At 29.1% G+C, this 26203-nt stretch carries 22 protein-coding genes; 3 read left to right on the top strand and 19 right to left on the bottom strand.

The genetic code is table 11. The features are described 5' to 3' along the window. Positions 1-130 precede the first annotated feature (130 nt). The 17 genes from GQS58_RS13920 to GQS58_RS13840 all read right to left on the bottom strand — a co-directional run bounded on the left by GQS58_RS13920 (position 131) and on the right by GQS58_RS13840 (position 16431). Positions 131-1186: an NAD(P)/FAD-dependent oxidoreductase gene (locus GQS58_RS13920; RefSeq protein ID WP_166386949.1), complete on the bottom strand. Its 1056-nt coding sequence runs from the start codon at positions 1184-1186 to the stop codon at positions 131-133. 1 nt (position 1187) lies between these two features. Then, a complete protein-coding gene (locus tag GQS58_RS13915; RefSeq protein ID WP_166386947.1) occupies positions 1188-1772 on the bottom strand; it encodes a bifunctional precorrin-2 dehydrogenase/sirohydrochlorin ferrochelatase in 585 nt (194 codons plus the stop codon). Between the two features lie 4 nt (positions 1773-1776). Continuing rightward, positions 1777-2547: a uroporphyrinogen-III C-methyltransferase gene (cobA, locus tag GQS58_RS13910; protein WP_166386945.1), complete on the bottom strand. Its 771-nt coding sequence runs from the start codon at positions 2545-2547 to the stop codon at positions 1777-1779. 16 nt (positions 2548-2563) lie between these two features. Next, on the bottom strand, positions 2564-4657 hold the full coding sequence (locus GQS58_RS13905) for a HEPN domain-containing protein (RefSeq protein ID WP_166386943.1): 2094 nt from the start codon (positions 4655-4657) through the stop codon (positions 2564-2566). A gap of 96 nt (positions 4658-4753) precedes the next feature. Further along, positions 4754-6001: a sulfate adenylyltransferase subunit 1 gene (locus GQS58_RS13900; protein ID WP_166386941.1), complete on the bottom strand. Its 1248-nt coding sequence runs from the start codon at positions 5999-6001 to the stop codon at positions 4754-4756. A 189-nt stretch (positions 6002-6190) separates the two neighbouring features. Continuing rightward, positions 6191-7096, bottom strand: a complete 906-nt coding sequence (gene cysD, locus GQS58_RS13895; RefSeq protein WP_166386939.1) for a sulfate adenylyltransferase subunit CysD — start codon at positions 7094-7096, stop codon at positions 6191-6193. Between the two features lie 51 nt (positions 7097-7147). Beyond that, complete coding sequence (locus GQS58_RS13890) at positions 7148-7762, bottom strand: phosphoadenosine phosphosulfate reductase family protein (RefSeq protein WP_166386937.1); 615 nt, start codon at positions 7760-7762, stop codon at positions 7148-7150. Beyond that, positions 7762-8025: a DUF2061 domain-containing protein gene (locus GQS58_RS13885; protein WP_166386935.1), complete on the bottom strand. Its 264-nt coding sequence runs from the start codon at positions 8023-8025 to the stop codon at positions 7762-7764. The genes GQS58_RS13890 and GQS58_RS13885 overlap by 1 nt, the downstream gene beginning before the upstream one ends. 216 nt (positions 8026-8241) lie before the next feature. Further along, positions 8242-8658, bottom strand: coding sequence for an RrF2 family transcriptional regulator (locus GQS58_RS13880; RefSeq protein ID WP_166386933.1), 417 nt, complete (start codon positions 8656-8658; stop codon positions 8242-8244). 162 nt (positions 8659-8820) lie between these two features. After that, positions 8821-9870, bottom strand: a complete 1050-nt coding sequence (locus tag GQS58_RS13875) for an efflux RND transporter periplasmic adaptor subunit (RefSeq protein ID WP_166386931.1) — start codon at positions 9868-9870, stop codon at positions 8821-8823. Positions 9871-9877: 7 nt separating this feature from the next. Continuing rightward, entirely contained in the window at positions 9878-11104 is a 1227-nt protein-coding gene (locus GQS58_RS13870; RefSeq protein ID WP_166386929.1) for an ABC transporter permease, read from the bottom strand. 7 nt (positions 11105-11111) lie between these two features. Then, on the bottom strand, positions 11112-13217 hold the full coding sequence (locus GQS58_RS13865) for a peptidase domain-containing ABC transporter (protein WP_166386927.1): 2106 nt from the start codon (positions 13215-13217) through the stop codon (positions 11112-11114). Continuing rightward, positions 13204-13758: a peroxiredoxin family protein gene (locus GQS58_RS13860; RefSeq protein WP_205860440.1), complete on the bottom strand. Its 555-nt coding sequence runs from the start codon at positions 13756-13758 to the stop codon at positions 13204-13206. The genes GQS58_RS13865 and GQS58_RS13860 overlap by 14 nt, the downstream gene beginning before the upstream one ends. After that, positions 13758-14480, bottom strand: a complete 723-nt coding sequence (locus GQS58_RS13855) for a hypothetical protein (RefSeq protein ID WP_166386923.1) — start codon at positions 14478-14480, stop codon at positions 13758-13760. The genes GQS58_RS13860 and GQS58_RS13855 overlap by 1 nt, the downstream gene beginning before the upstream one ends. Positions 14481-14487: 7 nt before the next feature. After that, positions 14488-15897 (bottom strand): carboxypeptidase-like regulatory domain-containing protein, encoded by a 1410-nt coding sequence (locus GQS58_RS13850; RefSeq protein WP_166386921.1) that lies wholly within the window; start codon positions 15895-15897, stop codon positions 14488-14490. 77 nt (positions 15898-15974) lie between these two features. Beyond that, a complete protein-coding gene (locus GQS58_RS13845; protein ID WP_166386919.1) occupies positions 15975-16115 on the bottom strand; it encodes a hypothetical protein in 141 nt (46 codons plus the stop codon). Between the two features lie 175 nt (positions 16116-16290). Next, a complete protein-coding gene (locus GQS58_RS13840) occupies positions 16291-16431 on the bottom strand; it encodes a hypothetical protein (RefSeq protein WP_166386917.1) in 141 nt (46 codons plus the stop codon). A gap of 239 nt (positions 16432-16670) precedes the next feature. Here GQS58_RS13840 and GQS58_RS13835 point away from each other — a divergent pair, with 239 nt between their 5' ends. The 3 genes from GQS58_RS13835 to GQS58_RS13825 are packed head-to-tail and all read left to right on the top strand — an operon-like array spanning position 16671 to position 21275. Then, positions 16671-17273 carry a hypothetical protein gene (locus tag GQS58_RS13835; protein WP_166386915.1) on the top strand — a complete coding sequence of 201 codons (603 nt, stop codon included), beginning with the start codon at positions 16671-16673 and terminating at the stop codon, positions 17271-17273. Between the two features lie 4 nt (positions 17274-17277). Further along, the gene (locus tag GQS58_RS13830; RefSeq protein WP_166386913.1) at positions 17278-18021 is read left to right on the top strand and encodes a tetratricopeptide repeat protein; all 744 of its coding nucleotides are present in this window, start codon (positions 17278-17280) and stop codon (positions 18019-18021) included. Positions 18022-18074: 53 nt separating this feature from the next. Then, positions 18075-21275, top strand: coding sequence for a CHAT domain-containing protein (locus tag GQS58_RS13825; RefSeq protein WP_166386911.1), 3201 nt, complete (start codon positions 18075-18077; stop codon positions 21273-21275). Between the two features lie 177 nt (positions 21276-21452). On the opposite strand, the gene GQS58_RS13820 is transcribed toward GQS58_RS13825, so the two are convergent. Both GQS58_RS13820 and thrA read right to left on the bottom strand, forming a co-directional pair. Continuing rightward, positions 21453-22619, bottom strand: coding sequence for a trans-sulfuration enzyme family protein (locus tag GQS58_RS13820; RefSeq protein WP_166386909.1), 1167 nt, complete (start codon positions 22617-22619; stop codon positions 21453-21455). Between the two features lie 167 nt (positions 22620-22786). Continuing rightward, positions 22787-26191 (bottom strand): bifunctional aspartate kinase/homoserine dehydrogenase I, encoded by a 3405-nt coding sequence (thrA, locus tag GQS58_RS13815; RefSeq protein ID WP_166386907.1) that lies wholly within the window; start codon positions 26189-26191, stop codon positions 22787-22789. Positions 26192-26203: the final 12 nt, after the last annotated feature.

Below are 26203 nucleotides of genomic sequence, written 5' to 3'. Positions count from 1 at the left end.
TTGTTTGGTTAGACCTCAAAGGTTTTTAAAACCTTTAAGGTCTTTCTTATTCTCTTTATTAATTGTCTACTAAATTAAGTAAACCTAACAATTTTATACTTATAAGGTTTTTTAAAACTTGTAGTAAAAATTACTCAATCGCTTTTACAACAGCTTTCGGTGCATCTTTTCTTGTTCCATCAAACCCTTCTACACCACCAACTGTAGTATATTTCATAACGTATTTCTTATCTGGAAAAATTCTTTGATAAGCACTCTGACACATTAAAGTTGCTTCGTGAAAACCACAAAGAATTAACTTTAATTTACCAGGATATGTGTTTACATCTCCAATAGCATAGATTCCAGGAATATTTGTTTGATAATCTAACGCATTATTTACTTTAATTGCATTTTTCTCTATCTCTAATCCCCAGTTTGCAATAGGCCCTAATTTTGGTGATAATCCAAATAACGGAATAAAATGATCTGTATCTACAATAAAAGCATCTTCTCCTTTTTTCTCTACAGCAACTCCCGTTACTTTATCTGTACCGATAATTCCTTTTACTTCCGCAGGAGTTATCATTCTAATTTTACCTAAATTCTTTAATTCTTGTACTTTTTCTACAGAATCTAAAGCACCTCTAAATTCATTTCTTCTGTGAATTAAAGTTACTTCTGATGCTACATCAGATAAGAAAACGGCCCAATCTAAAGCAGAATCTCCACCACCTGAAATTACTACTTTTTTATCTCTGTAAAATTCTGGTTCTTTAATAATGTATTCAACACCTTTATCTTCAAAATCTGCGATGTTAGGTATCAATGGTTTTCTTGGCTCAAAAGAACCTAAACCACCAGCAATTGCAACAATTTTAGCATGGTGTTTTGTTCCTTTATTTGTAGTAACAATAAAAGTACCATCATCTTGCTTGTCTATTGTTTCTGCTCTTTCACCTAAGGTAAAACCGGGCTTAAATTGCTTTGTTTGCTCTATTAATTTATGTGTTAAATCTCCAGCTAAAATTTCTGGATATGCAGGAATATCATAAATTGGTTTCTTCGGATAAATCTCAGAACACTGCCCTCCTGGTTGAGGCAACGCATCAATTAAATGACATTTTAATTTTAATAAACCAGCTTCAAAAACTGTAAATAACCCTGTTGGTCCTGCTCCAATAATAAGTATGTCTGTTGTAATCATCTTAAGATTCTTTTTTCTCTATTAATCCTTTGGTGAATTCGTTTAATGTTTCCACTTTTTCTTCGAAATCTCCTTTTATTGTTTTTCTAAACTCGTTTAAATTCTGCACCAAGTCATCTACATTTTCGGGAATTACATCCTCAAAAAACTGACGTAATCTTTTGGCTGTTGTTGGTGATTGACCATTGGTAGAAATGGCTACTTTTACATTTCCTTTCGTTACAATGCCGCCCATATAAAAATCACAAAAAGGAGGATTATCAGCAACATTTACCAATATGCTTCTCTTTCTACAATGTTTATAAACCTTTTCGTTTACTTTAGGAAACTCTGTTGTTGCCACAACAATATGCTTTCCTTTTAAATACCGTTTATTATATTTTTCTTTAATCAGTTTTACGTTTCCCTTCTTTGCTAATGCAGTTGTGCCTTCTCTAAACATAGGAGAGACTATTGTTACATTTGCATCTGGACTCGATTTTAACAAAAAAGTTAATTTTTCTTCTGCCACAAAACCACCTCCAATGATTAAAACTTGAAGATTTTTTGTTTTTAAAAAAATAGGATATAAATTATTTTTCCCCATAAATCTATCCTTTTAATTCGTTTGCAAATTGTTGTTGAACGTCTGAAATTGTTTCACGATGTTTTACAACTTCACCCAAAACAATAATTGCAGGATTTTTTAAATCATTATCCGCAACAATTTTTTCTATGGTATCTACAGTTCCAATTCCTACTTTTTCTTCAGATGTGGTTCCTCTTTGAATAATTGCAACAGGTAAATTATTTTTACCTTCTGCTTGAAACAATTTTACAATCTGAGGCAACTTACTCATGCCCATTAAAACAACTACAGTTGCGTTAGACTTTGCAGCCAACTCAATATCATTAGAAATTTTATGGTCTTTTGTAGTTCCTGTAATTACCCAAAAACTTTCTGCGCTACCACGTTTTGTTAACGGTATATTTTGATAAGCAGCTACTGCTAAAGAAGAAGAAATACCTGGAACCATTGCTGTTTCTAAACCAAAACTTGCAGCATACTCCATTTCTTCTGCTCCTCTTCCAAAAATAAACGGATCGCCACCTTTTAAACGAACTACATGTCCGCTTGCTTTTGCACGTGTAACAATCAACTCATTAATTTGCTCTTGCTGATATTTATAACACCCTCTACGTTTTCCAACAAAAATTTGTTCAGCTTCTGGGTTTATATATGCTAACAAGTCTTCATTCACCAAAGCATCATATAAAACTACATCGGCCATTTTTAAAACCTTAATGGCTTTTACTGTAATTAAATCTATATCGCCAGGGCCTGCACCTACTACAGTTAACTTTGGTGTTTTAAAACTCATTTTATTCTTTTATAACTTACTCTGCAATTGCAGTTTCAGCATTTCTATAAGCTCTTACTTTCTGTAAAAACGTATTTGCATCGCTAATATACTTCTTTGCAAATTCTTCTGTTGGAGCAAACTTATTAATTTGATAAATTAAATCTGCAAAAGAACCTCCTAAATCTATTTTTTCTGATGAAATAAATTCAGTGTCAAATTGAGAAATAATACTTGCATGCGTATTTGTTTTCTTATCTGCGGCTAACAAAGATGCTTTTGCTGAATTTACAATAGACTGATATGCATAATAAATTGCACCAGAATACACTCCGTTTTCAAAAGCTTCGTTTGCATTTTCAATTTTCTCATCACTTTCTAAAAATAAAGTCGCAATTAAATCGATTACAACACCTGCACATTCTCCAATACCAATTTCTTTTAGATATTTCTCTTCTTCTCCCCAATCGATAAAATCTTCTTGAGTTAAATTAGTAACATCTTGCAAATCGTTTAATAAATCATAAAAATAACGTTCTCCTGTCACTTTATAATAGTCTACAAAAGATTTTCCCTTAGCATTTGCTTCAAAATCATTAAAAATTCTACGCAATGCTTCTGGACCTCTTTTACTTGGCACTTTTACTACTTTATCTGCAAATAATGCATTTCCGTTTCCTAAATTTCCTCCACCTAATAAAACTTGTAACGCTGGCGCCACTAATTTATCTGGAGTTCTAACCGTCATTCCTTGAAAACCAATGTTTGCCATATTGTGCTGCCCACAAGCATTCATACAACCACTAATTTTTATAACTAGATCTTCGTTTTTTAAATACTGAGGATATTCTGCTTTTATAACGCGCTCTAATTCGTCTGCAATACCTGTACTACTTGCAATACCTAAGTTACATGTATCTGTACCTGGACAAGCTGTAATATCTACCGCTTTATTATAACCTGCTGCTACAAAACCTAATTTCTCTAATTCTTGATAGAAATAAGGAACTAAATCTTCTTTTACAAAAGGAATAACAATATTTTGACGCAAGGTTAAACGAACTTCACCTGCTGCATATGCATCAACTAAATCTGCTAATAAACGAGCTTTATCTGTATAAAAATCTCCTAATAAAACTTTAATTCCGATTGCAACATAACCTGCTTGCTTTTGAGGAATTAAGTTGGTAGATTTCCATAACTCAAATGCTGCTTGGTCTTTTATAACTGCTTCTGGTGCTTCAACAGAAACTGGAGTTGACGCAACATAACCATCTGCATCAATAGCAACTGATTTTAATTCGATAGCCTTTTGTTCTTGTGCTACTAATTCTTTAAAAGCTTCTAAACCGATGTCTTTTAATAAGAATTTCATTCTTGCTTTGGCTCTACTTTTACGTTCACCATAACGATCAAAAACTCTTAAAACACCTTCCATTACTGGAATAATTTTATCTGATGGTAAAAACTCATATAAAGTTTCTGCATGTCTTGGCTGAGAACCTAATCCTCCTGCAACCATCACTTTAAAACCTCTTACTCCGTTTTCAATTTTAGCAATAAATCCTAAATCATGTAAATAAGATAATCCCGTATCTGCATCTGTAGAAGAAAAAGAAACCTTGAATTTACGTCCCATTTCTTGACAAATAGGGTTACGTAAAAAGAATTTATACAAAGCATCTGCATACGGAGAAACATCAAAAGGCTCATCAACATCAATACCTGCTGTTTCTGAAGCAGTTACATTTCTTACCACATTACCACAAGCTTCACGCAACGTAACATCATCTTTTTCTAATTCTGCCCATAATTCTGGCGTTCTTTGTAAATCTACATAGTGAATTTGAATATCTTGACGCGTTGTAATATGCAACCTACCTCTAGAATACTCATCTGAAACCTCAGAAATTCTTCGTAATTGATTACTCATCACTTTACCATAAGGCAATTTAATACGAATCATTTGTACGCCTTCTTGACGCTGACCGTAAACACCTCTTGCTAAACGTAAACTTCTAAATTTTTCTTCGTCTATTTCTAAATTATTAAATGCTGCAATTTTATCTGCTAATTCAATAATATCTCTTTCTACAACTGGATTCTCTATTTCGGTTCTAAAACTTTGCATTTTTTCTAGTATTTAGTAGTTTGTAAAAGTATCAAGTAATTCTTAATACCTTAAAATTCTACTTTGTTTTACTTTGTACTTTACTCTTAATTCTATCTAATTGATGAAACCAACACCTACTGTATTGTTCGTTTTTGGATCAATCAAAATAAAAGATCCATTAGATTTATTATCTTTATAAGAATCTACCAACAAAGGTTTGCTTAACTTTAATTGTATGTTTCCTATTTGATTTAATACCAATTCTGATGGATTTTCTTCAATTCCAGAAAAATCAGTCTTTATAATACTAGACAATTGTGTAATTTTTGCTTGCGCATCATTTACACCATGTTTGATATAATATTTTTGAGAAGCCTTTAAAGGATCTTTATCCATCCAACAGATTGTAGCATTTAATTGTTTTGCAATGGTTGGCTCTTCATTTACTTTTACCAACATATCTCCTCTACTTACATTTACATTATCTTCTAAAGTAATAGTAACAGAACTTCCTCTTTTTGCAGTTTTAAATTCTTTGTCGAAAAAATTTATTGCCTTAATTTTAGATTTTGTTTGTGAAGGTAAAACAGCAATTTCATCTCCTACAGATAAATCTCCTCCATAAATTTTACCTGCATAGCCTCTAAAATCATGATATTCTTCTGTTTTTGGTCTGATTACTGTTTGCACAGGAAAACGAGTTTGAGAAGCATCATCAATATCTTCTATATCTAATTTTTCTAAGTGATCCATTAAAGTTTCTCCTTTATACCAAGGCGTATTTTCAGATCTATTTACAACATTATCTCCTTGTAAAGCAGACATTGGTATAAACGTTAAATTCTGACCTTTATATTCACTTTTACTTGCTAAATATTCAATCTCTGCTTTAATGGTATTGTATTTTTCTTCAGAAAAATCTACTAAATCCATTTTATTTATAGCAATTACTACATCTTTAATTCTCAATAAATTATTGATAAAAAAGTGTCTGTAAGTTTGCTCTATAACTCCGTTTCTTGCATCAATTAAAACAATAGAAGCTTGTGCCGTTGATGCACCAGTAACCATGTTTCTTGTATATTCAATATGCCCTGGAGTATCTGCAATAATGAAACTTTTTGAAGGTGTAGAAAAATAAATATGTGCAACATCAATAGTAATTCCTTGTTCGCGTTCTGCAACTAAACCATCGGTTGCTAAAGAGAAATCTAAATAGTCAAAACCACGTTGTCTACTTTTTTCTTCTATCGCTTCTAACTTATCGTCTGTCAATGATTTTGTATCGTATAAAATACGACCAATTAAGGTACTCTTACCATCATCTACACTTCCTGCTGTTGCTATTTTTAGTACTTTCATTCTTATGAGCTGTTCGCTATTAGCCTTTGGCTTTTAGCTTAATTTGTATTCATTTTTAATACTTACAAAGCGATTAAATTTTGTAAGGTGTTTGCAAATAGTTGCGTTAGGGATTGAAACGACATCCTTTTTTTGATTTTTTTTCAAAAAAAGATATAGTGGAAAGCCTGTTAAAACGCCCAAAGTATTCTAAAAATACCCTTGTTGTTTACGTTTCTCCATTGCTGCTTCAGATCGTTTATCATCTATTCTTGCGCCTCTTTCTGAAATGGAAGAATCTCTAATTTCTTCTACAACTTTTGCAATATCGACTGCGTCGGATAAAACTGCTGCCGTACAACTCATATCTCCTACAGTTCTAAAACGAACCATTCTTTCTTCTACTACTTCTTCTTTATCTCTAAAAACAACTTCATCATCTGCAGACCAAATCATTCCGTCTCTCACAAAAATATTTCTTTTGTGTGCAAAATAGATTGAAGGAATTTCGATGTTTTCTTGTTCTATATAAGACCAAACGTCTAATTCTGTCCAATTAGAAATTGGAAAAACACGTACATTCTGACCTAAATCTATTCGTCCGTTTAACATATCGAATACCTCTGGACGTTGGTTTTTCTCATCCCACTGACCAAAATCATCTCTTACAGAAAAGATTCTTTCTTTTGCTCTTGCTTTTTCTTCATCTCTTCTTGCTCCACCAATACATGCATCAAAACCAAACTCCTCAATAGCGTCTAACAACGTTTCTGTTTGCAACATATTTCTACTTGCATATCTACCAGTTTCTTCTTTTACTCTACCAGAATCTATATTGTCTTGTACATTTCTTACAATTAACTCGACACCTAATTCTTTTGCTAAACGATCTCTAAATTCTATTGTTTCAGGAAAGTTATGACCTGTATCGATATGCATTAAAGGGAAAGGAATTTTTGCTGGATAGAATGCTTTTTGTGCCAAACGCACTAAAGTTATACTGTCTTTTCCACCAGAGAATAATAAAACAGGTTTTTCGAACTGCGCTACTACTTCTCTAAATATAAAAATTGCTTCACTTTCTAAAGCATCTACTTGTATTATATTGTTACTCATAATAATTTTGTCTTGGTTCTTGGTTCTAACAGCGAAGCGGTCTTAAATATTTTATGAATGTAAACCACATTCGCGGTTACTTTCTACTTTTGTTGGATCGAAATAGGTAAACTCATTTGGTAGATTTTGTTCTACTAAATAAGCATCTAACTCTTCATCTGTCCAATTATAAAACGGACTCACTTTTACGACACCGTCTTTACTTTGAGAAACAATATCTATACTGTTTCTAAATGCAGTTTGACCTTTTCTTAAGTTTGTAAACCAAACATCTGGTTGATGTTCTTTCATAGCTCTAGAAAAAGGCTCTAACTTAACTTGCTCTGTAAACAAAACATGTTTAGGATCTTCTACAGAAGGCACTCCTAAAACAACGTTTCTATGAGCTGCCGTTTGTTTTGGTGTATATAAATGAATGTTTAAATTCAGTTTTCCTATAATTTCTTCTGCATGTTTGTACGTCTGCATCGTATTGTAACCGGTATCGCACCAAATTACTTTAATATCTTTTTGTACATCTGTAACTGCTTTTAAAATAGCTACTTCATATGGTCTGAAGTTTGTTGTTATTACAGGATTTTTGGCAAAAGAAATAGCCCAAGCTATTATTTCTGCTGGACTTTTACCTTTTAATTCTTCGTTAACTTGTGCTAAGTTTAAACTCATTATTTTCCCCATTTTACTTTATTCCATACTCGCTCGTGAAAGAAGTATAAAACTAATTTTGTTAAAAAATCTACCGAAGCAATTGATGCTGCCAATGTAAACTCACCGGTTACATAATAAGATACCACTAAAGTATCTACAGTACCAACAACTCTCCAGCTTAATGCTTTTAGCACACTTCGTAAAGGTTTTTCTGAAGACTTATCTTCTTCAAAACCTTTACTCTGTGCTTTTTTGCTAAAAATGATTTGGTCTAAAATCATAAAAAAAATTAATTCAAATAATTATCCTACTACTTTAGTAGGGTATGCAAACATACTTCAAAACTTTCTAATAGGTCGAGAAAAATTGTTAATAATTTCTAAAACCCTACAGAATTAGTAGATTAATAAAAAAAAGGTGAAAAATTTAAGGATATTTCACTACTACAAGGTTATAGTGCTAAAATATTTTATATCAGTTTAAGAGAAAAATAGCTATTAATTACAGCTACAAAGATCTGATAATGTAGTGTTTTTAAAAATTTGAAGTGAACTATCTCTAACCTGAATCATTAATTTATTAACTGCACAAAGGTTTTCGTCTGGGCAATCTGCACACTTTTCATAGAAGTTTAAACTAACGCAAGGAATCATAGCAATAGGCCCTTCTAGAACCCGCATAATAGTTGTCATCTGGATATCTTTAGGCTCCATTAAAAGGTAGTAACCACCACCTTTTCCTTTTTTAGAGGCTAATAATCCGTTTTTACGAAGTGTTAACAAAATACTTTCTAAAAACTTTAAAGAAATGTTTTCACTTTCTGATATTATTGCAATAGAAACAGGTGTTTTATCCTTTTGCCTTGCTAGATATGTTAGCGCTTTAATACCGTATTTTGTTTTTTTAGATAGCATAAAACAAAAATACGTAAATAAAAGTGATTACTATAGTAAAATAGTAGGACACTCTTTTAGAGTAAAAAAAACACGAATTATAGAAATAGAAATTCAATATTTTAATATTTTAATGCCATTTATACTTGTATCAACTATAAAAAGGCGCTTTATTATTTTTAATTACTGAATTTTGATTTTATCTGATTTTTTTAGTTTTGACAAAACTTCTGTGTAAACACCATCTGAAATACCAACTTTTACCTCAACAGTTTCGATAACATCATTTTCACCAATAAGTTCTATAAATGACTTTCTATTTCTAAAAATTATATTTTTCTCTTTAACACTTAATACATCTTCTTTATGTTGAAGCGTAAATTCTGCTAAACCAGTAAAACCAGGTTTAAGAGTAGAGATAGTATCTAAAACAATAGCACTTACTAAATAATAAAAACTTTCATCTTTCTTAATTAAAGGAATTAGCTCATTAACCCTTGCATTTACCAATTTATTATTTAGAGCCTTTATAGAAACACTAAAAGTATCTCCGATCTTAATATGAGAAATATCTGACTCTGTAATCTCAAATTCATACATAAAACTACTAGTGTTAACTATTGTAGCAATCGTATTACCATCATTATACGTGTTTCTTTTTGTTACGTTTACTCCTTTTTTTACTAATACATTTAAAACCTCTCCATTAATAGTTGCTTTTACAATATTTGGTGATGCATTAACATTTTTAGAAAACCCTTTTTGAGAAATATTGTAGTTATTTTGAGCATTAGAATTTTCGATTTTAGCAAAATTAAGTTCTAATGCTGTATTTTCAAATTCCATTCTTGATATTACTCCTTTATTAAATAAATTAGTATTTCTATTATGATTGATTATTTTTTGCTTTAAGTCTGTATTTGCAATTCTTAAAGCCTTTTTTGTTCTTTCTAATTCTTCAGGAATTGGAACAATTCTTAATTTTGCAATTTTATCTCCTACAGATACTTTGTCTCCACTCTTTATATAAATTGAATCAATAATGCCAGATATTTCTGGCTGAACCAATACCATTTCATAAGGTTTAAATTTACCCAAAAAGAAATTTGTTTTACTAATATCTCTATATTTAGGAGCTTCGTTAGGAATTGTTTTTTGTGTGTTTTTAAAAGTAATAACGGCAAACCCAGCCCCTATTAATAGTATTATAAAAAAAATGATTCCTTTATTCATCTACGTATTAATTGTTTAAAGTTCTTAATGCTTCTATTGGTAAAATTTCTGAAGCTTTTCTTGCAGGTATTATACCGGCAATACATCCTGACACTGTTAATAAAAATATTGCTGATAAAATAACATACTTGTTAATATCTAAAATTAGAAACTCGTTATTTCCACCACTAATTTCTATATATAAATTGATAAGATATATTAAAAAGAACCCAACAATTAAGCCTATAACTCCAGAAACCACCGTAATTATTAAAGATTCTATTAAAACCATAATCTGAATTGAATTTGGTGTAGCTCCTAAAGCTTTTCGTATACCAAACTCCCCTATTCTATCTTTAACAATAACAGTCATTATATTAAAAATACTTAACATGCCACTTATTAAAAAAGAAATTCCGATAAACCATAAAAACAGATTTATAGCATTAAATAAAGTATTGAACGTTTTTAATGTATTTTCGATATTATTAAAAAAGAAAGCTGTTTTATCTTTGGGGTTTATTCCTTTTTTTATTGATAAATATACTTTAAGTGTTTTTTGAAATTCTTCTGTATTAACTTTACTTTTTAACGATAAAATAAATTCATTAAAACTTCTTTGAGAGCTTATATTTAATGCGTTTTCATAATGGATATAAGCATTGTAACCTGAGTTATTAAATAAGTTATCTTTTTCAATAACACCTATAATTTTATAACCAACATTATTTAAAAAAACAATTCTACCTACACAATTAATATTATTGAAGAGATTTTTTGCAATTTCATAACCTAAAATAATATTTTTCCTACTACGATCTCTAGTATTAAAAACTCTTCCTTTATTTAATTTAAGTGTTTTTATATTGAAATATTTTTCATTAACACCTTTTAGAGAAAATCGATTAATACTTTTTCTTTCTGAAGTAATTACTGGTATTTTAACATCAACTACTGGTGATATATTCTCTATATAGTTAAAAGTAGAAGATATTTTTTTGATATCTAAAATATTAAAAGTAATTAAATCTCCTTTATTTACACTAATGTCTGATATAGAAGCTTCACCAGAAAAGACTTCAATTGTTTTAACCGTGTAATCCGAGAAAATTTTTTTAACGCCATTTTGAAGGCCTTGACCAGTACCTACTAACAAAATTAACAACATAATTCCCCATGCCACTGTAATGCCAGCAATAATGCTTTTATCTTTATTTTTATAGATAGCACTTAAAATCTCAGGTGTTCTAAACATTTTAAGCCTATTTTAGTGAAATTATTTTATCCTTTAACAAATAAGTGTTTGCTAAATTATTAGAAGATAATTCTTCATTATGAGTAATAAAAAGAATTATCATATCCTTTTTAATCACATCTAGAATTTCTAAGATTCGATTTTGAGTAGCGCTATCCATTGAAGCTGTTGCTTCATCTAAAATTAAAACTTTCGGCTTAAAAAACAAAGCCCTAGCTATAGCTATAATCTGTTTCTCCCCTCCAGAAGGCGTTACACCTTCCTCTCCTAAAACTGTCCAATAAGAGTCTTTAAATTTTGAAAAAATATTTTCAATTTTTAGCTCATTTCTGCAAAAATCCATAACCTCATTATCATCTTTTTTATCATTTAAAGATATGTTATATAAAATATTTTCATTAAAAATTTTAATATTTTGAGGCACATAGGCTATTTGACTTCTCCATTGATTTGTTTCTATAGACTCAAGTAAATAGTTATTATTTACTGTAATAGTACCTATATTCTGCTTATAGAACTTTAATAAGAGTTGAGACAAGGTGCTTTTTCCGCTTCCACTTTGGCCTTTAAGAAAAGTTATTTGTCCTTTATTTAAGGTTAAATTAGCTGCAGTAATTAGAAAATCTTGTCCTGGGTAAGAAAAAGATAAATTATTGATAGAAATGGTCTGTATATCTTCAATTATTTTAGAATTAGAGCTTACTTTCTTTTCATCAATTTCATCACTTCTCTCTACAAAATCAAACATACGCTCAATAGCTATTTTACTTTCAAAAATTTCAAAGTTAAGCTGAACAATACCTTTCATTCCTTCAATAATCATAAATATTAATGAAATGATAGCTATTAAATCTCCAACCTCTAAAACTCTATTAAAAACTAACAAAACAGCATATGCAATTCCTGAAGCACTAATAATTGTACTACAAATTTCAATTAAAGTACCTTGATTGATTTCATATTTAAATAGACTTAATATTGAATTCTGAAAAGACTTATAAAAGCTTGCATTTTTTTTAAAGTAAAAACTTTCTTTATTAAATACTTTTATAGTTTCTATTCCACTTATTGTATCGATATAATTAGACTCTGTCTGAGCATAATCATTAAACATTTTATGTTGAAGTTTCTTTATTTTCTTATTAAAAAGCCAAGAACAAAGGTAAAGGATAGGAAAAGAGGCTAAGACTATTAATGCAACTTCTACTGAATAATAAATTAAAAAACCTACTGCTACAATTATCATAAAAAACTGAATAAAAGAATCGGCTATAATTGTTTTAATATTTTGTTGAATACGTTCTGTATCATTCATCCTAGCAATCATATCTCCTTGTCTTTTACTATCAAAAAATACCTTAGGCATTTTTAATAATCGCTTAAAAAAGAAACGAAAAACACGAACGTTAAAATTGTAAGCTTGTTGAATTAAAACAATAGACCGAACATAATTTAGTACTATTGTTATTAAAAGCAAGACAAACCATATAGCTAGTGTTTTAAATAGTAACGACAAACTTCTGGAAGGCAATACAACATCTATTAGTTTTTCTGTAAAAACTAAAGTAGTCATATTTAGTAACGCAATAACAATCCCTAAAAACACAGCAGAAATATAATATGACGCGTCTTTTTTCATCATATTTAAAACCCAGTTCAAATATCCTTTACCTGACGTTTTTAACGAAACACCACCCTTTTCTTTCTTAACGATAAGGATATAACCATCTTTCCAGATTTCCAATAAATCTTCTTCAGAATACGTTACCAAACCAATGCCTGGATCTACAACTGTAAACCCCTTTTTTTCATGATAATCAAAACAAATTAAATAATGTAAAAAGCCATTAAGTTCAACATGAAGAAAAAATGGTTCTTTTATTTTTTTTATATCTTCAATACTAGCTTGATAAGCCTCTGACAACAAACCTACTTTTTCTGAAGCCTGAATTAAACCTAACAATGAGGTGCCTTCAGAGTTTGTTCCGCTAATTTCTTTAAGATACTCTAAGTTTGCATCACCTCCGTAGTAACGGAGTGCCATCTTTAAACAGGCACAACCACAATCTTTTTGGTCATGTTGCAAAACAACATATTTCTTATACTTGTTCATCAACTTGTGCCGCTTTAATATATCTTAAAATAGTTTTTACTGGCACATCATCATTAATTTTTTTGATAAGTTCCTGCTTTGTATTATAAATAAAATATGTAGGTGTAATAGATTCTTTAAAGAGTGCATAAAAATCTTCAGAACTACACTGTAAAAATTTAATGTTTGGAACAAGGTTTAAATTATGTCGCTTTTTATAAGCCTCAATTTTATCTTTTGAACTATAAGAAACGAACAAAACCTGAGACTTTTCGTGAAACTTCTTAAAGGAACCAAAAACCTTACCAGATTTATTACAAAGACCACAATCCGGATCAAAATAAACCAAAACCAAACTCTTATCTTTCTTTAAACTATATCTAGAATAAGGAATTGAATCAAGTGTAAAAAACTCAAATAAAGGAAGTTTAGTACTATTACTTTTAGTAAAAGTTGTTTTTTCTTTTTCTATTTCTTTTATGCTTAAAGCCTTGTGGGCAACTACAAAAATAATTGCAGACAAACCAAGAACTATTATACTAATTATTATTTTTCTCATCATTAAAAAAGGTCAAAAAGGTACCAAAATACGGTGTTATAAAAAACAAATACAATTAAGTAACTTATATAAGAATACCTTAGCAATAGACTTAATTTAAAGTTGGCATAAAATACTTTTATAAGTAATACAACAAATAAAGGGAATAAGAAAAACACAAAATCTGTTTGCGAAACTATTTTCCACAACCAAGTAGATGTTTCTTCTTTAACAAAAAAAGTACTAAAAGTAAACTTACTTGAAAAAGATTGAATATCATTTAACTGATAACTATTGTTAAAAATTAAAAAATATATTGCAGATATAATTTCAGTGAAATAAAATAAAACATAACTTAGAAAAGATGCTTTTAATAAGTGAGAAAATTTTATAATATGAAGCCTTTTATGAAACAATAATAAAATTAAGAACGTACCACTAAAACCAAAAACAACAATTAACATAGGCACTAATATTGCTATTAAATCAATATAAAGATAATCCCACCCGTAAGTATTTGTTTCTGCTGCGTTTTGTTCAAACTCTTGAAGTTCATCTTCGAAATCAGATAAATCTAAGTCCAAATCTTTAAAATCATTATACTTTGTTTCAAATTTCTCGTTCAAATATTTATTATAAACCTCATCGCTTAATACCACATCTGTTGATATAAACGAAATAATATAGCAGATAATAATGATTATTAGTGCTATTAAAAAAAGATTACTGTTTAAAAATTTTTTCATTAAAATATTAATTATTGTTTAAGAATTGTTCTTTTAAATTCATTTTTTGTTCTAAATCCTTTACTTGCTTTTGTTGCTCTTTACTCTCTAAAAAAATATTATAATTATCCCAAAAAGAAGGGTTATACTTTTTTTTAAGGAATAAATTATCATTCCAAAGCTTAAGATTTGAAGTTATTTTAGAAATTGCATTCTTTTGATTTATTATTTCTGAGAATAAAATTTCTTGATGAGATATATGACCAATTGATGGAACTTCTTTTTTATTATTTTCTATATTTCTTAACAAACGAAGATTGTTTGTTTTAAATGTTTTGTGAGATATATAGAAGGGATACATTTTTTCGTTATATTCTTTAAATTTAATATTTGTAGCGTATAGCATTTTTTGACCTGTGACTTTTCGTCGATGATGAGGTTTTGCTAACAATACAGAATACTCTACTTCTGTTATAGCATAACTTTTATTCTGCACAAATAAATACCCAACATCTAACCTACTTGATTTTTTATTTAATTTAGAGAATTTTATTTTGTAAACTCTTTCGTCTCCATACCCTAAAACGGTATCTATTTTAAACTTATATAGCTTTAAGTTCTTTTTACTAAACGAAGCTTCATTTTTATTAAAGTAGCGAATTTTATTTATATCTGTAGATAGCAGTTTTTCTATTAGTCCCATTTCTTTATTATAGCCAGATGTATAATGGTTATCATAGAAAACAAAAGCTTTATCTAATTCTATTGGAGAAATAGCTTTGTAATCTTTAGCTATTTTATAATTTTTTCTGAAGCTAGAATTGTTAACATCACGTAAATAAGTTCTCACCATATATGCTGTATCTAAAACCCTGTTGTCTAAAGATTTTCTATTTTCTAGTACATTAATTTTTACTCCTCTTTTTTCATCAAAGCCTGGGTCATACATTTCAAATGCGCCCTCAACAAGCCATTTGTATTCTTTTTCTGTTTTTTCTGTGTGCCTTATAAATCCTTTTGCTACATAAGGTTCTATAGGAAGATTGGTCTCGTAGTTCTCAAACGCTTTTTCAACAATTTGAAACCCATCTAGCTTGGTTTTACTTGTAGTGATTATCACCTCATCAAGAAGCACATTGATAGGCTTTAGCTTTATTATTATATCGCTATGTCTTTTTAATTTTAAAACCTCTATTTCTTGAGTTTCAAATCCTAATGAAGAAAACATAAGAGTCTTGTTGCTAAGTTTCTCAGAGATTCTCAATACAAACGCTCCATCTTCATTAGATATAGTCCCTATTGATGTGTTGTTAAAATATATGTTAGCATTTACAACAGGAGTATTTGTTTCTGTATTTAGAATAACCCCTTTTATAGGATCTTGCCCATATAATATGGAAATAAAAAATAATTGAAAAATAAGTATAATTTTTTTCATAATTTGATTTTAAAAAAAGCTATTTATTACAACGAATAAACAGCTTTCTTATTATCTAATTTTAAAACATGTTTCTCTTAACAGATTCTAAGGAATCTATCAATAGCGCTTACGGAACCATTCATCCCTCTACGGTACAATCTGTCACATCTTCTGTCTGATGGCCCTTGTTTCCCTCCTTTAACTTCTGTTGTTTTTTTTAAATCTAATTTTGTCATAATCATTTAATTTCACCTACTCTATTCATATAAGCTTTTCGGCTACCGCTTTTAGTACGCCTTTTTAAAAGCTTTATTATTATTTTATCAGAAAAAATAAGTTCTAAAAAAGCTATTTATCACAACGAATAAATAGCTTTCTTATTATCTAATTTTAGAATAAGATATGTTTCTCTTAACAGATTCTAAGGAAAGTATCCCAAGCTCTATCAGAACCATTTATACCTCTACGTGCTAATCTGTCACATCTTCTGTCTGATGGCCCTTGTTTTCCTCCTTTAACTTCTGTTGTTTTTTTTAAATCTAATTTTGTCATAATCATTTAATTATTTAATTTCACCTACTCTATTCATATAAGCTTTTCGGCTACCGCTTTTTAGAACACAATGTTTATAAATCAGTTTCAATTTATACAGAAACTTAATCTACTAGCATAGCTTTCTATATCTATGATGCAGATTAAAATAATAATAACAAGTTTTTTTTTATTTTTCTCATAATTATAAAAAACCTAGAATGACATGTATCTATTTTTAGTATCATTGCAGTTCTTATATGACAGAAATTAATCTCAAAAAAATAATTGGTAGTGCTATTAATGGAAATGAACTTCTATTTAATAGGTTTTTTGAAGATACTTTCAAAAAACTACTACCCAAACTAACTGCCCTTACTAACTCTAATGATGATGCACAAGAAATTTTTGTAACATCTATGCATAAATTTTGGGAACGTTTTGTTATTAAACAAGAAAAGTTACCTCATAATAGTACAGGCTATATTTATATGATGTGTAGAAATGCATGGATACATAAAAAAAGACAACCATGGAGTAAGGTGCTTTTAGATAACAACAACACATACATCCTTACTAAATCTAATGATGATAATTTAGATACAGCACAAAATAAAGAAGACATAGAAAACAGTAATTTACTAAAACACAAAGCTTTATCTATTGCTATTAATAAATTATGCGATAAATGCAAAAAACTTATTGAAACAGAGTTAGATAAGAATATAAAATTAAAAGATTTACAGCAAGAAATGGGCTATGCCAATTACCAGGCTTTAGTACAGGCGAAATATAATTGTAAAAAAAAACTAGTCAAAAAAGTTTTTGAGGCTTTAACTAATTTGAAAAAAAATAATTCTTAAAATCATGATTCAAGAAAAAGACATCGACTTAATTACGCGTTTTTTTGACTTAGCTCTTTCTGATGACGAATTAAAAGAGCTAGAACAAAGGTTATTGAATGATGTAGAGTTTCGTGAAAAATTAGAGACCTACAAAGAAGCTAATCATATAGTAAATGAACGTTATCTGGATGATGATAAACAAGCTAAAACAGATAAATGGAAAGCAATTTTAAAGACTGATAAAACGATAAAATCTACCAAAAAAACCGATTGGAAATGGATAGGAGCTATTGCTGCAGGATTTGCACTCTTATTTTCATTTTGGGTATTTAACAATACATTACAAGAACCAGATTTAAATAAACTCTTAGCCAATGCTTGGGATAAAAAAATTGGTCTGGACCAAAATATTACTCGTAGTGCTAGCAAAGACTCTATAAAGGACAAAATTACAATAGCTTTTAAAACCTATAACAAAAAAGATTATCAATCTACTATTCATCAATTAAGTAATTACAAAACAGCTACTTTGTATTATGAAGATGTTTTATTGCTTAGAGGACTTTCTTACTACAAAAAAAATAAAATAGATATTGCATTAAAAACATTAGATACACTTTCTAATTATCATACAGGTAAAAAGTCTAAGGTTGCTAATTGGTATCAAGGGCTTATTTATCTTGAACAAGGAAACATTAAAGCAGCCAGCAAGTTTTTAAAACTACCTAACAACAACATAAAAGAATTACAACTATTAGAACACTAGTTATACAACACAACTAGCAAATACAACATACTCCCCCTTTAATATTTTAAATAATGTATAAAAACAAAATTATTTGGGGAGTATTGATTATTCTCATTTTTACTTCAAAAATATTTTCTCAAATAAAAAATGATACTTTAATAGCTTCTAAGTATTACAACAAAGCAGATTCATTACAAAAAACAAAAAACTACAACAAGGCCAATATTTTTTATAAAAAAGCATTACCCATTTATAAAAAAAACAGCGCATGGAAAAGAACTGTTGATTGTTATAACCGATTATCTCAAATTAACAGGTATAATAGAAAATTAGAGTCCTCTTTATCGTATGCAAAAACAGCCTTAGAACTTACGTCCCTATACCTACCTAAAGAAAGTGAACAAGCGGCAGATACTTACCACAACATAGGGTTCTATTATTACGGAATATTAGATTTAGATAAAACTATTTATTATTTAAACAAAAGTCTAGTTATTAGACAAAAAATATTTCCTAAAAACCATCCTAAGTTAGCATTATCCTACAACAGTATTGGCGCTACATATAATAAAAAAGGAAAATTTGAATTAGCTATTTCCTATTTTAAAAAAGCTTTAAAAATTAATATTCTTCACAAAAAAAACAAAGAGATATCTAGTAACTACAATAATATTGGAACCATATATACACAAACAAGAAAATTAAATTTAGCTTTAAAATATTTTAAAAAAAGTTTAGAAATAAAGAAAAAAAACAAAGGTAATATTTTACATATAGGTACTAATATGAACAATATTGCTATAACATTAATTGAATTACAAAGGTTTGACGAAGGGCTTGACTACTTATTTAAAGCCATTCCAATTTTAAATAATAAAAAAGGAGAAAGATTTCTAACATCTACCTACCAATTTATAGCCATCGTTTATCGTAGTAAAGGAGAAGACAATAAAGCATTACAATATTTTAATAAGAGTTTAAATATTAGTCTTAATTACTACAAAGAAAACCACCCTATAACAAGCGACATAATTAGTGGTATTGCTAGTATTTACACTAATAAAGCAGATTTTGAAAATGGCATAATTTTTGAAAAAAGAGCATTAAATAATTATATAAACGTTTACGGAGAAAAACACCCCAAGGTTTCTAATAGTTACCAAATTATTGGGTATAACTTATCTTCTAAAAAAGAATATGCAGAAGCATTAAAGTATCTTAAAATTGCTTTAAAAATTAACAAAGATATATTTGGAAACAACAACCCTATTACAGCAAATTCATATAAACTACTTGCCAACTTTTATAATAAAAAAGAAGATTATAATAGTGCTTTAAAATACTATAAAAAAGGTCTAGAAATAATACAAAACAACTATGGAGTTAACCACATTCTTACCTCTAATTTTTATTTTAGAATAGGAATTATTCATCAAAACATAAAAGAATACCAATTAGCTTTAAACTTTTTTAATAAAGCTTTAAAGGCGAATTCTAAGAAGATTAACGATACTTATTATGATTATCAATTGGCATTAAATATAGTACACAAAAAAGCTCAAACGCTAAATTTATACTATTTACAAACTAAAGAAAACAACAATTTAAACCAAAGTATACAATTATATTACCAGGCAGATATTATCATAGACTACATCCGTCAATCTTTTAATAATCATCAAGATAAATTGTTGCTATCAAAACAAGCAAAAGCAATTTATGCAGATGCTATTGCATCACATTTATTGAAATATAAAAACACAAAAGAAAACAAGTATTTAGAAGATGCCTGGTATTTTTCAGAAAAGAGTAAATCAAACACTTTAAAAGATTTATTAAATGATGCATCTTCTAAAAAATTTTCGGGGATACCAGATACTCTTTTAGAAGTTGAAAAAAACATAAGATCTAATCGTGCCTATTATCAATCACAAATAGTTTCTGAACGATCTAAAAACAGTACAGATTCAGAAATAATTAAACATTTTGAAGATGAATTATTTGCTATAAATCAAAAAAACGATTCTCTAATTAAAATACTTGAAAAAGAGTATCCTAAATATTATCAACTAAGCCATAAAAACAAAAAATTATCTATTACTGATATTCAGAAAAAAATAAATAAAAATACTACAATCCTAGAATTTTTTACAACTGAAGATAGAACATACGCTTTTACAATTTCAAAAAAGAATATTTCAATAAAAGAATTTAAAGTGTCTGAGTTGTCTAAAAAAATAGATTATTTTAGAAATACTATTACTTCAGAAAATATAGAAGATTATAAAAAAACAGCTAGCAGTTTGTATAAAGAACTTATAAAACCAATAAAAGATAAACTAATTGGAGATAATTTAATTATTATACCAGATGGATCTTTATGGTACCTAAATTTCGATTTATTACTAACTAAAGAAGCTAAGAAAGAAAATACTAGAAATTTATTTTATTTACTAAAAAAATACACAATATCGTATGCTAACACAATAGACCTATTATTTAATCCTATAAATAATAAGAAACAATCTAAAATAAGAAAAGAATGTCTCGCTTTTTCGTTTTCAAATGAAACGAATATTAAACAAATAACAACTCTAAAAGAGGATCTACCAGGAACCAGAAAAGAACTAAAAGCGATCTCTAAAATTATAGATGGTCAATATTTTTATGATTCGGAAGCTGCGGAAGCAAATTTTAAAAAAAATGCTGATAAATACAATATACTACACTTAGCATTACATGGGGAAGTAGATGATGAGCATCCACAAGAATCTAGATTATACTTTACAGAAAGTAAAGATTCTATAGAGGATAATATTTTATACAATCATGAACTTTTTGCGTTAAACATTCCTGCAGATCTTGTAGTATTAAGTGCTTGTGATACAGGAATAGGTAAAATTGCTAATGGAGAAGGCTTAATGAGCTTAGGAAATGCTTTTCAATACGCAGGAGCTAAAAGTCTGTTATTAAGTAGATGGAAAGTTTCTGATAAAACTACACCCGAATTAATGAAATTTTTTTATTCTAACCTAAAAAAAGGAATGACTAAACCTAAAGCTCTACAACAAGCAAAATTAAATTATCTAAAAACGACTGAGGCATTTTACACAAACCCTTTTTATTGGGGCAGTTTTTATATTATAGGAAATACTGATGCTATTCCTTTTAATAATGATATAAATAATAGATATTACTGGATTATTGGAATTTTATTTTGTCTTTTTTCAATCTATTATTTTAATAAAAATAAAAGACACAAATTAAAATAAAATCCATTTAGAAACTTTACTTTTTTTATCTATTTTTTAACGCATCAAACGAATAGATAATAATTATCCCTAAAAGCTATTAAAATCTTATTCTATTTTTAAAAAGCGCATAAAAAAACACGAAGTATAGAAATAGAACTTCTATAATTCGTGTTTAATATTTATTCAATCTTTTTATTATAGTGCTAACGCTTGTTTTAAATCGGCTATAATATCTTCTGCATGTTCTAAGCCTACAGAAACACGTACCAAACCATTTGTAATACCAACTTCTAATCTATCTTCTTCAGATAAACGTCCGTGAGTAGTAGAAGATGGATGTGTTACAATAGTTCTTGTATCTCCTAAATTAGCAGATAATGAACACATTTTTATTTTGTCTAAAAAATTTCTTCCGGCCTCAATACCTCCTTTAATCTCGAAAGCAACAATACTTCCTCCTAATTTCATCTGATTCTTAGCAACTTCATATTGTGGATGAGACTTTAAAAATGGATATTTTACAAACTCAACATTTTCATTTCCTTCTAAAAACTCAGCAACTTTTAAAGCATTTTCACAATGCTTGTCTACTCTTATAGACAACGTTTCTAAACTTTTAGACAATACCCAAGCGTTAAACGGTGACATTGCCGGACCAGTATTTCTTGCAAAAAGGTAAATTTCTCGCATTAAATCTGCTCTACCAACCGTTACCCCTCCTAAAACTCTTCCTTGTCCGTCTATTAATTTTGTTGCAGAATGAATTACCAAATCTGCTCCGAATTTTATAGGTTGTTGTATATATGGTGTTGCAAAGCAATTATCAACAATAAAAATAAGGTTGTGCTTTTTTGCAATTTTACCAATCAAATCTAAATCTAAAATATCTACAGCTGGGTTTGTTGGCGTTTCTATATAAAGAATCTTTGTATTTTCTTTAATTAAGCTTTCTATTAAATCTACTTCATCAACCTTAAAATAAGAAGTTTCTATATTCCATTTTGGTAAAAATTTGGTAAACATACTGTGTGTAGACCCAAAAACAGAACGACAAGAAACTACATGATCTCCAGCATTTAACAAAGCTGCAAATGATGAAAATATAGCAGACATTCCTGTTGCAAAAGCATAACCTGCCTCTGCACCTTCCATAACCACAATTTTATCTACAAATTCTGTGGTGTTTGGGTTTGTAAAACGACTGTATAAATTACGTTCTTTTTCTTCTGCGAAGGATGCTCGCATATCTTCTGCATCGTCAAAAACAAAACTAGAGGTTAAATATAAAGGTGTAGAATGTTCAGAAAACTGACTTCTTTCTGTTTGATTTCTTATTGCTTGTGTTTCGAAATGTTTGCTCATTGTTTTTATTAGATTGTTAGACCGATATCGCTTTTTAGAATCAAGAATCAAGACAAAATGATAATTCTTATTTTTATGTCTTGATTCTTGTCTCTTTTTGATCTCTTGTTTCTTTTTTATTTAATCGTGATTGACTGAAATACTGTCAACTGAAAACTGCCTACTATTTAGTTATTATGTTTTGCTAATCTTAAAATGTCTCCAAAAACACCTCTTGCAGTTACACTTGCTCCCGCTCCTGCTCCTTGAATTACAATTGGTTGTTCTCCGTAAGATTCTGTGTAAATTTCAAAAATTGCATCAGAACCTTTTAAAGAACCTAAAGGAGTACTTTTATCCGTAGAAACTAATTTCACTTCTAATTTCCCTTTATTTTGAGATAAATCTCCACTTAATTCACCAATATAACGTAAAACATGATTTGGTTCTTGGTTTTCTTTTATTTTTTGATATTCGTCATTCAGTAATTCTAATTTCCCTAAGAAATCGGTTGCAGAACCTTCTCTTAAATTCTCTGGAATTAAATTTTTAATTTCAACCTCATCAAATTCATTTTCTAATTCTAATTCTCTTGCTAAAATTAATAATTTTCTAGCAACATCATTTCCTCCTAAATCTTCACGAGGATCTGGCTCTGTAAATCCTTTATCAATTGCTTCTTGCAACGTTTTAGAAAAAGGAACATTTTCCGCAGAAAAAGTATTGAATAAATAACTCAAACTTCCAGAAAACACCCCTCTAATTTTGGTGATATTCTCTCCTGATTCATGTAATAAACGAATCGTATCAATTAATGGTAAACCTGCACCAACATTCGTTTCGTACAGATATTGTTTTTTATATTCTTTTAACTTCGCTCTTACTTCTTTGTAAAAATCGAACGATAATGTATTGGCTATTTTATTACAAGAAACTAAATCGAAACCAGCTTCTATAAACGGAATGTAATTACTTACAAAATTGACACTTGCGGTATTATCTACCGCAATTAAATTCTCAAAATGGTTTGCATTTGCAAATGCGATAATATCATTAACAGTTACATTTTCTTCTCCATTTTCTAATAAATTTTGTTTCCAATCTTTAGAAACTCCATTTTTATTCAACAACACTTTTTTAGAGTTTGCTACTGCAAAAACATTTAACTGAATTTTTCTTCGCTCTAAAACAGATTGTGTATTTTCTATAATTTGATCAATTAAAGTTCCACCAACCAAACCTTTACCAAAAACGGCAATGTTTATTTTTTTAGTAACTCCAAAAACTTGACCATGAATTACATTTACGGCTTTGTGTAATTCGGTTTTTTTAACCACCAAACTCACGTTTTTACCCGTAACCGTGTTATTGAATAAAAGTGGTACTATTTGGTTTTTGATTAATGCATTATAAGGATGATGAAATTCGCTTAAATCTTGACCGATAATAGAAATTACCGCTACATTATTTACAATAGAAATCTGATGTACATCTTGTGAATAAAAATCATTTTCGAATTCTTTTTCTAACGATGCAACCGCTTCAACTGCTCTATCTGCATCAATAATAAAACCGATTCCTCTTTCTGATGAACCTTGTGCAATGATACTTACACTAATGTTACGATCACTTAAAACCTTAAAAATACGTGCATCAACACCAACTTTACCCAATAAACCCCTACCTTCAAAATTTAGTAAAGCAACATTATCTATGGTAGCAATTGATTTTATTCCTTTTGCTGATGAAGATTCTGATGTAATTAAAGTTCCTTTATCTTCTTTATGAAATGTATTTAAAATTCTAAGATTGATATTTTTCTCTAATAACGGAATAATGGTTTTTGCATGTAAAATAGTTGCTCCAAAATTGGCCATTTCATTCGCTTCTGAGAACGATAATTGTTCAATCTTTTTAGCATCTGCAACCAAATCTGGATTTGCTGTAAAAATTCCGCTTACATGTGTATAATTCTGTAATTCGTCTGCATCTAAATAATTTGCTAACAAAGCCGCAGTATAATTACTTCCGTTTCTACCTAAAGTAGTAGTTTCTCCTTTTTTATTAGCTGCAATAAAACCAGAAACAACATTTATAGTATCGTTATTTTCTTTAAAATATGTAATTACATTTTCTTTAGAAACCGCAGGAATAGGTTGTGCATTCCCAAAGTTTTCATCTGTAATTATTAATGATCTAGAATCTACTGCATTTGAAGATATTTGCTGTTTTTCTAACAAACTTGCCACCATTTTTACAGATAGTAATTCGCCTTGTGCTAAAACCTCATCTTTAATTTTATGACTATAATCTCCCAATAAAGAAACACCTTCAAAAATGGTTTCTAATTTAGAAAATTCTTGAGAAAAGTCTACAGAACTATTTGGTTCTAATTGATATGCTTTAAACTTTTCAAACTTGGTTTTATACTCCTTCTTTGATGCTGCCTTATCTAAAATAGCTTCTAGTTCGTTTGTAGAATTCCCTCTTGCAGAGGCTACAACAGTTACTTTTATTCCGGCTTTATATTTACTTGCAATAATTTCTATTGCATTTTCTAATCCTTCACCATTGGCTAAAGATTTTCCTCCAAATTTTAAAACTTTCATCTTCTTTTCTCTATAATCTTTATTAAAAATAGGCTCAATAATTTTTTGTAACTGGTCATACTCCATCAAAAAAGCATCATGACCATGCACAGAATTTATTTCATTATAGGTAACATTATCTTTTGTTAATGCTAACTTTTTATGAGTTTCTCTGTTTTCTTCCGCAGTAAAAAACAAATCTGAATCCACACCTATAATATGAATATTGGCATTAATTTTATCTAAAATCTCAATAGCTCTTTTTCCTCCAACAGTAACATCAATCGTTTTTAATAATTGATTCATTAACTTATAAGAAGATAATTGATATCGTTCTTGCAATGATTTTCCGTGATGCAACAACCAACTTTCTACATCAAAAATATCTGAATCTTCTTTTTTAGATCGATGAAAACGTTCTTTAAAACTTTCTGGCGTTCTGTAACACAACATAGCGTGCATTCTTGCATCGTGCACAGGATTGCTAGAATTTACCAAAAATTGTTCTTGAATTTGACAATTGGCAATTAACCAATCTGTAGATTTCCAATCGGTTGCAATTGGTAGAAAATGTTGTGTAAAATTGTTATTTAACACCATCATTTCCCATGCAATTCCACCTCCTAAAGAACCTGCAATTAATGCAAATAAAGTCTCAATTTTTAATATTGATAAACCTTGAAGAAAGATTCTTGCAACATCTCTTGCTATAAAATCTTTATAGTTATCAATTAAAATTCCATCGAAACCATTACCAGGAATATTAAAGGATAAAATGGTATAGGTTTTAGTATTAATCGCCTTTTCATCTCCAACAATATCTTGCCACCAGCCTTCTTTACCTGCAACATAAGAGTTACCGGTAAGTGCATGGTTTACCAAAATGATAGGAGCTGTCCCTAAATCTTGACCAAAAACTTGGTAACTCAAATTCATTTCTGAAATTAAGACACCTGATTCTGTAGTAAAATCTTTTATTTTGATATGTTGTAATGGATGTTCCAAGTTATTTACTGA

Origin of the sequence: Polaribacter sp. 11A2H (genome assembly GCF_011379025.1) — a bacterium.
GTDB lineage: Bacteria > Bacteroidota > Bacteroidia > Flavobacteriales > Flavobacteriaceae > Polaribacter.
The sequence above is the reverse complement of the archived record's forward strand: the minus strand, read 5'-3'. Positions and strand labels throughout refer to the sequence as shown.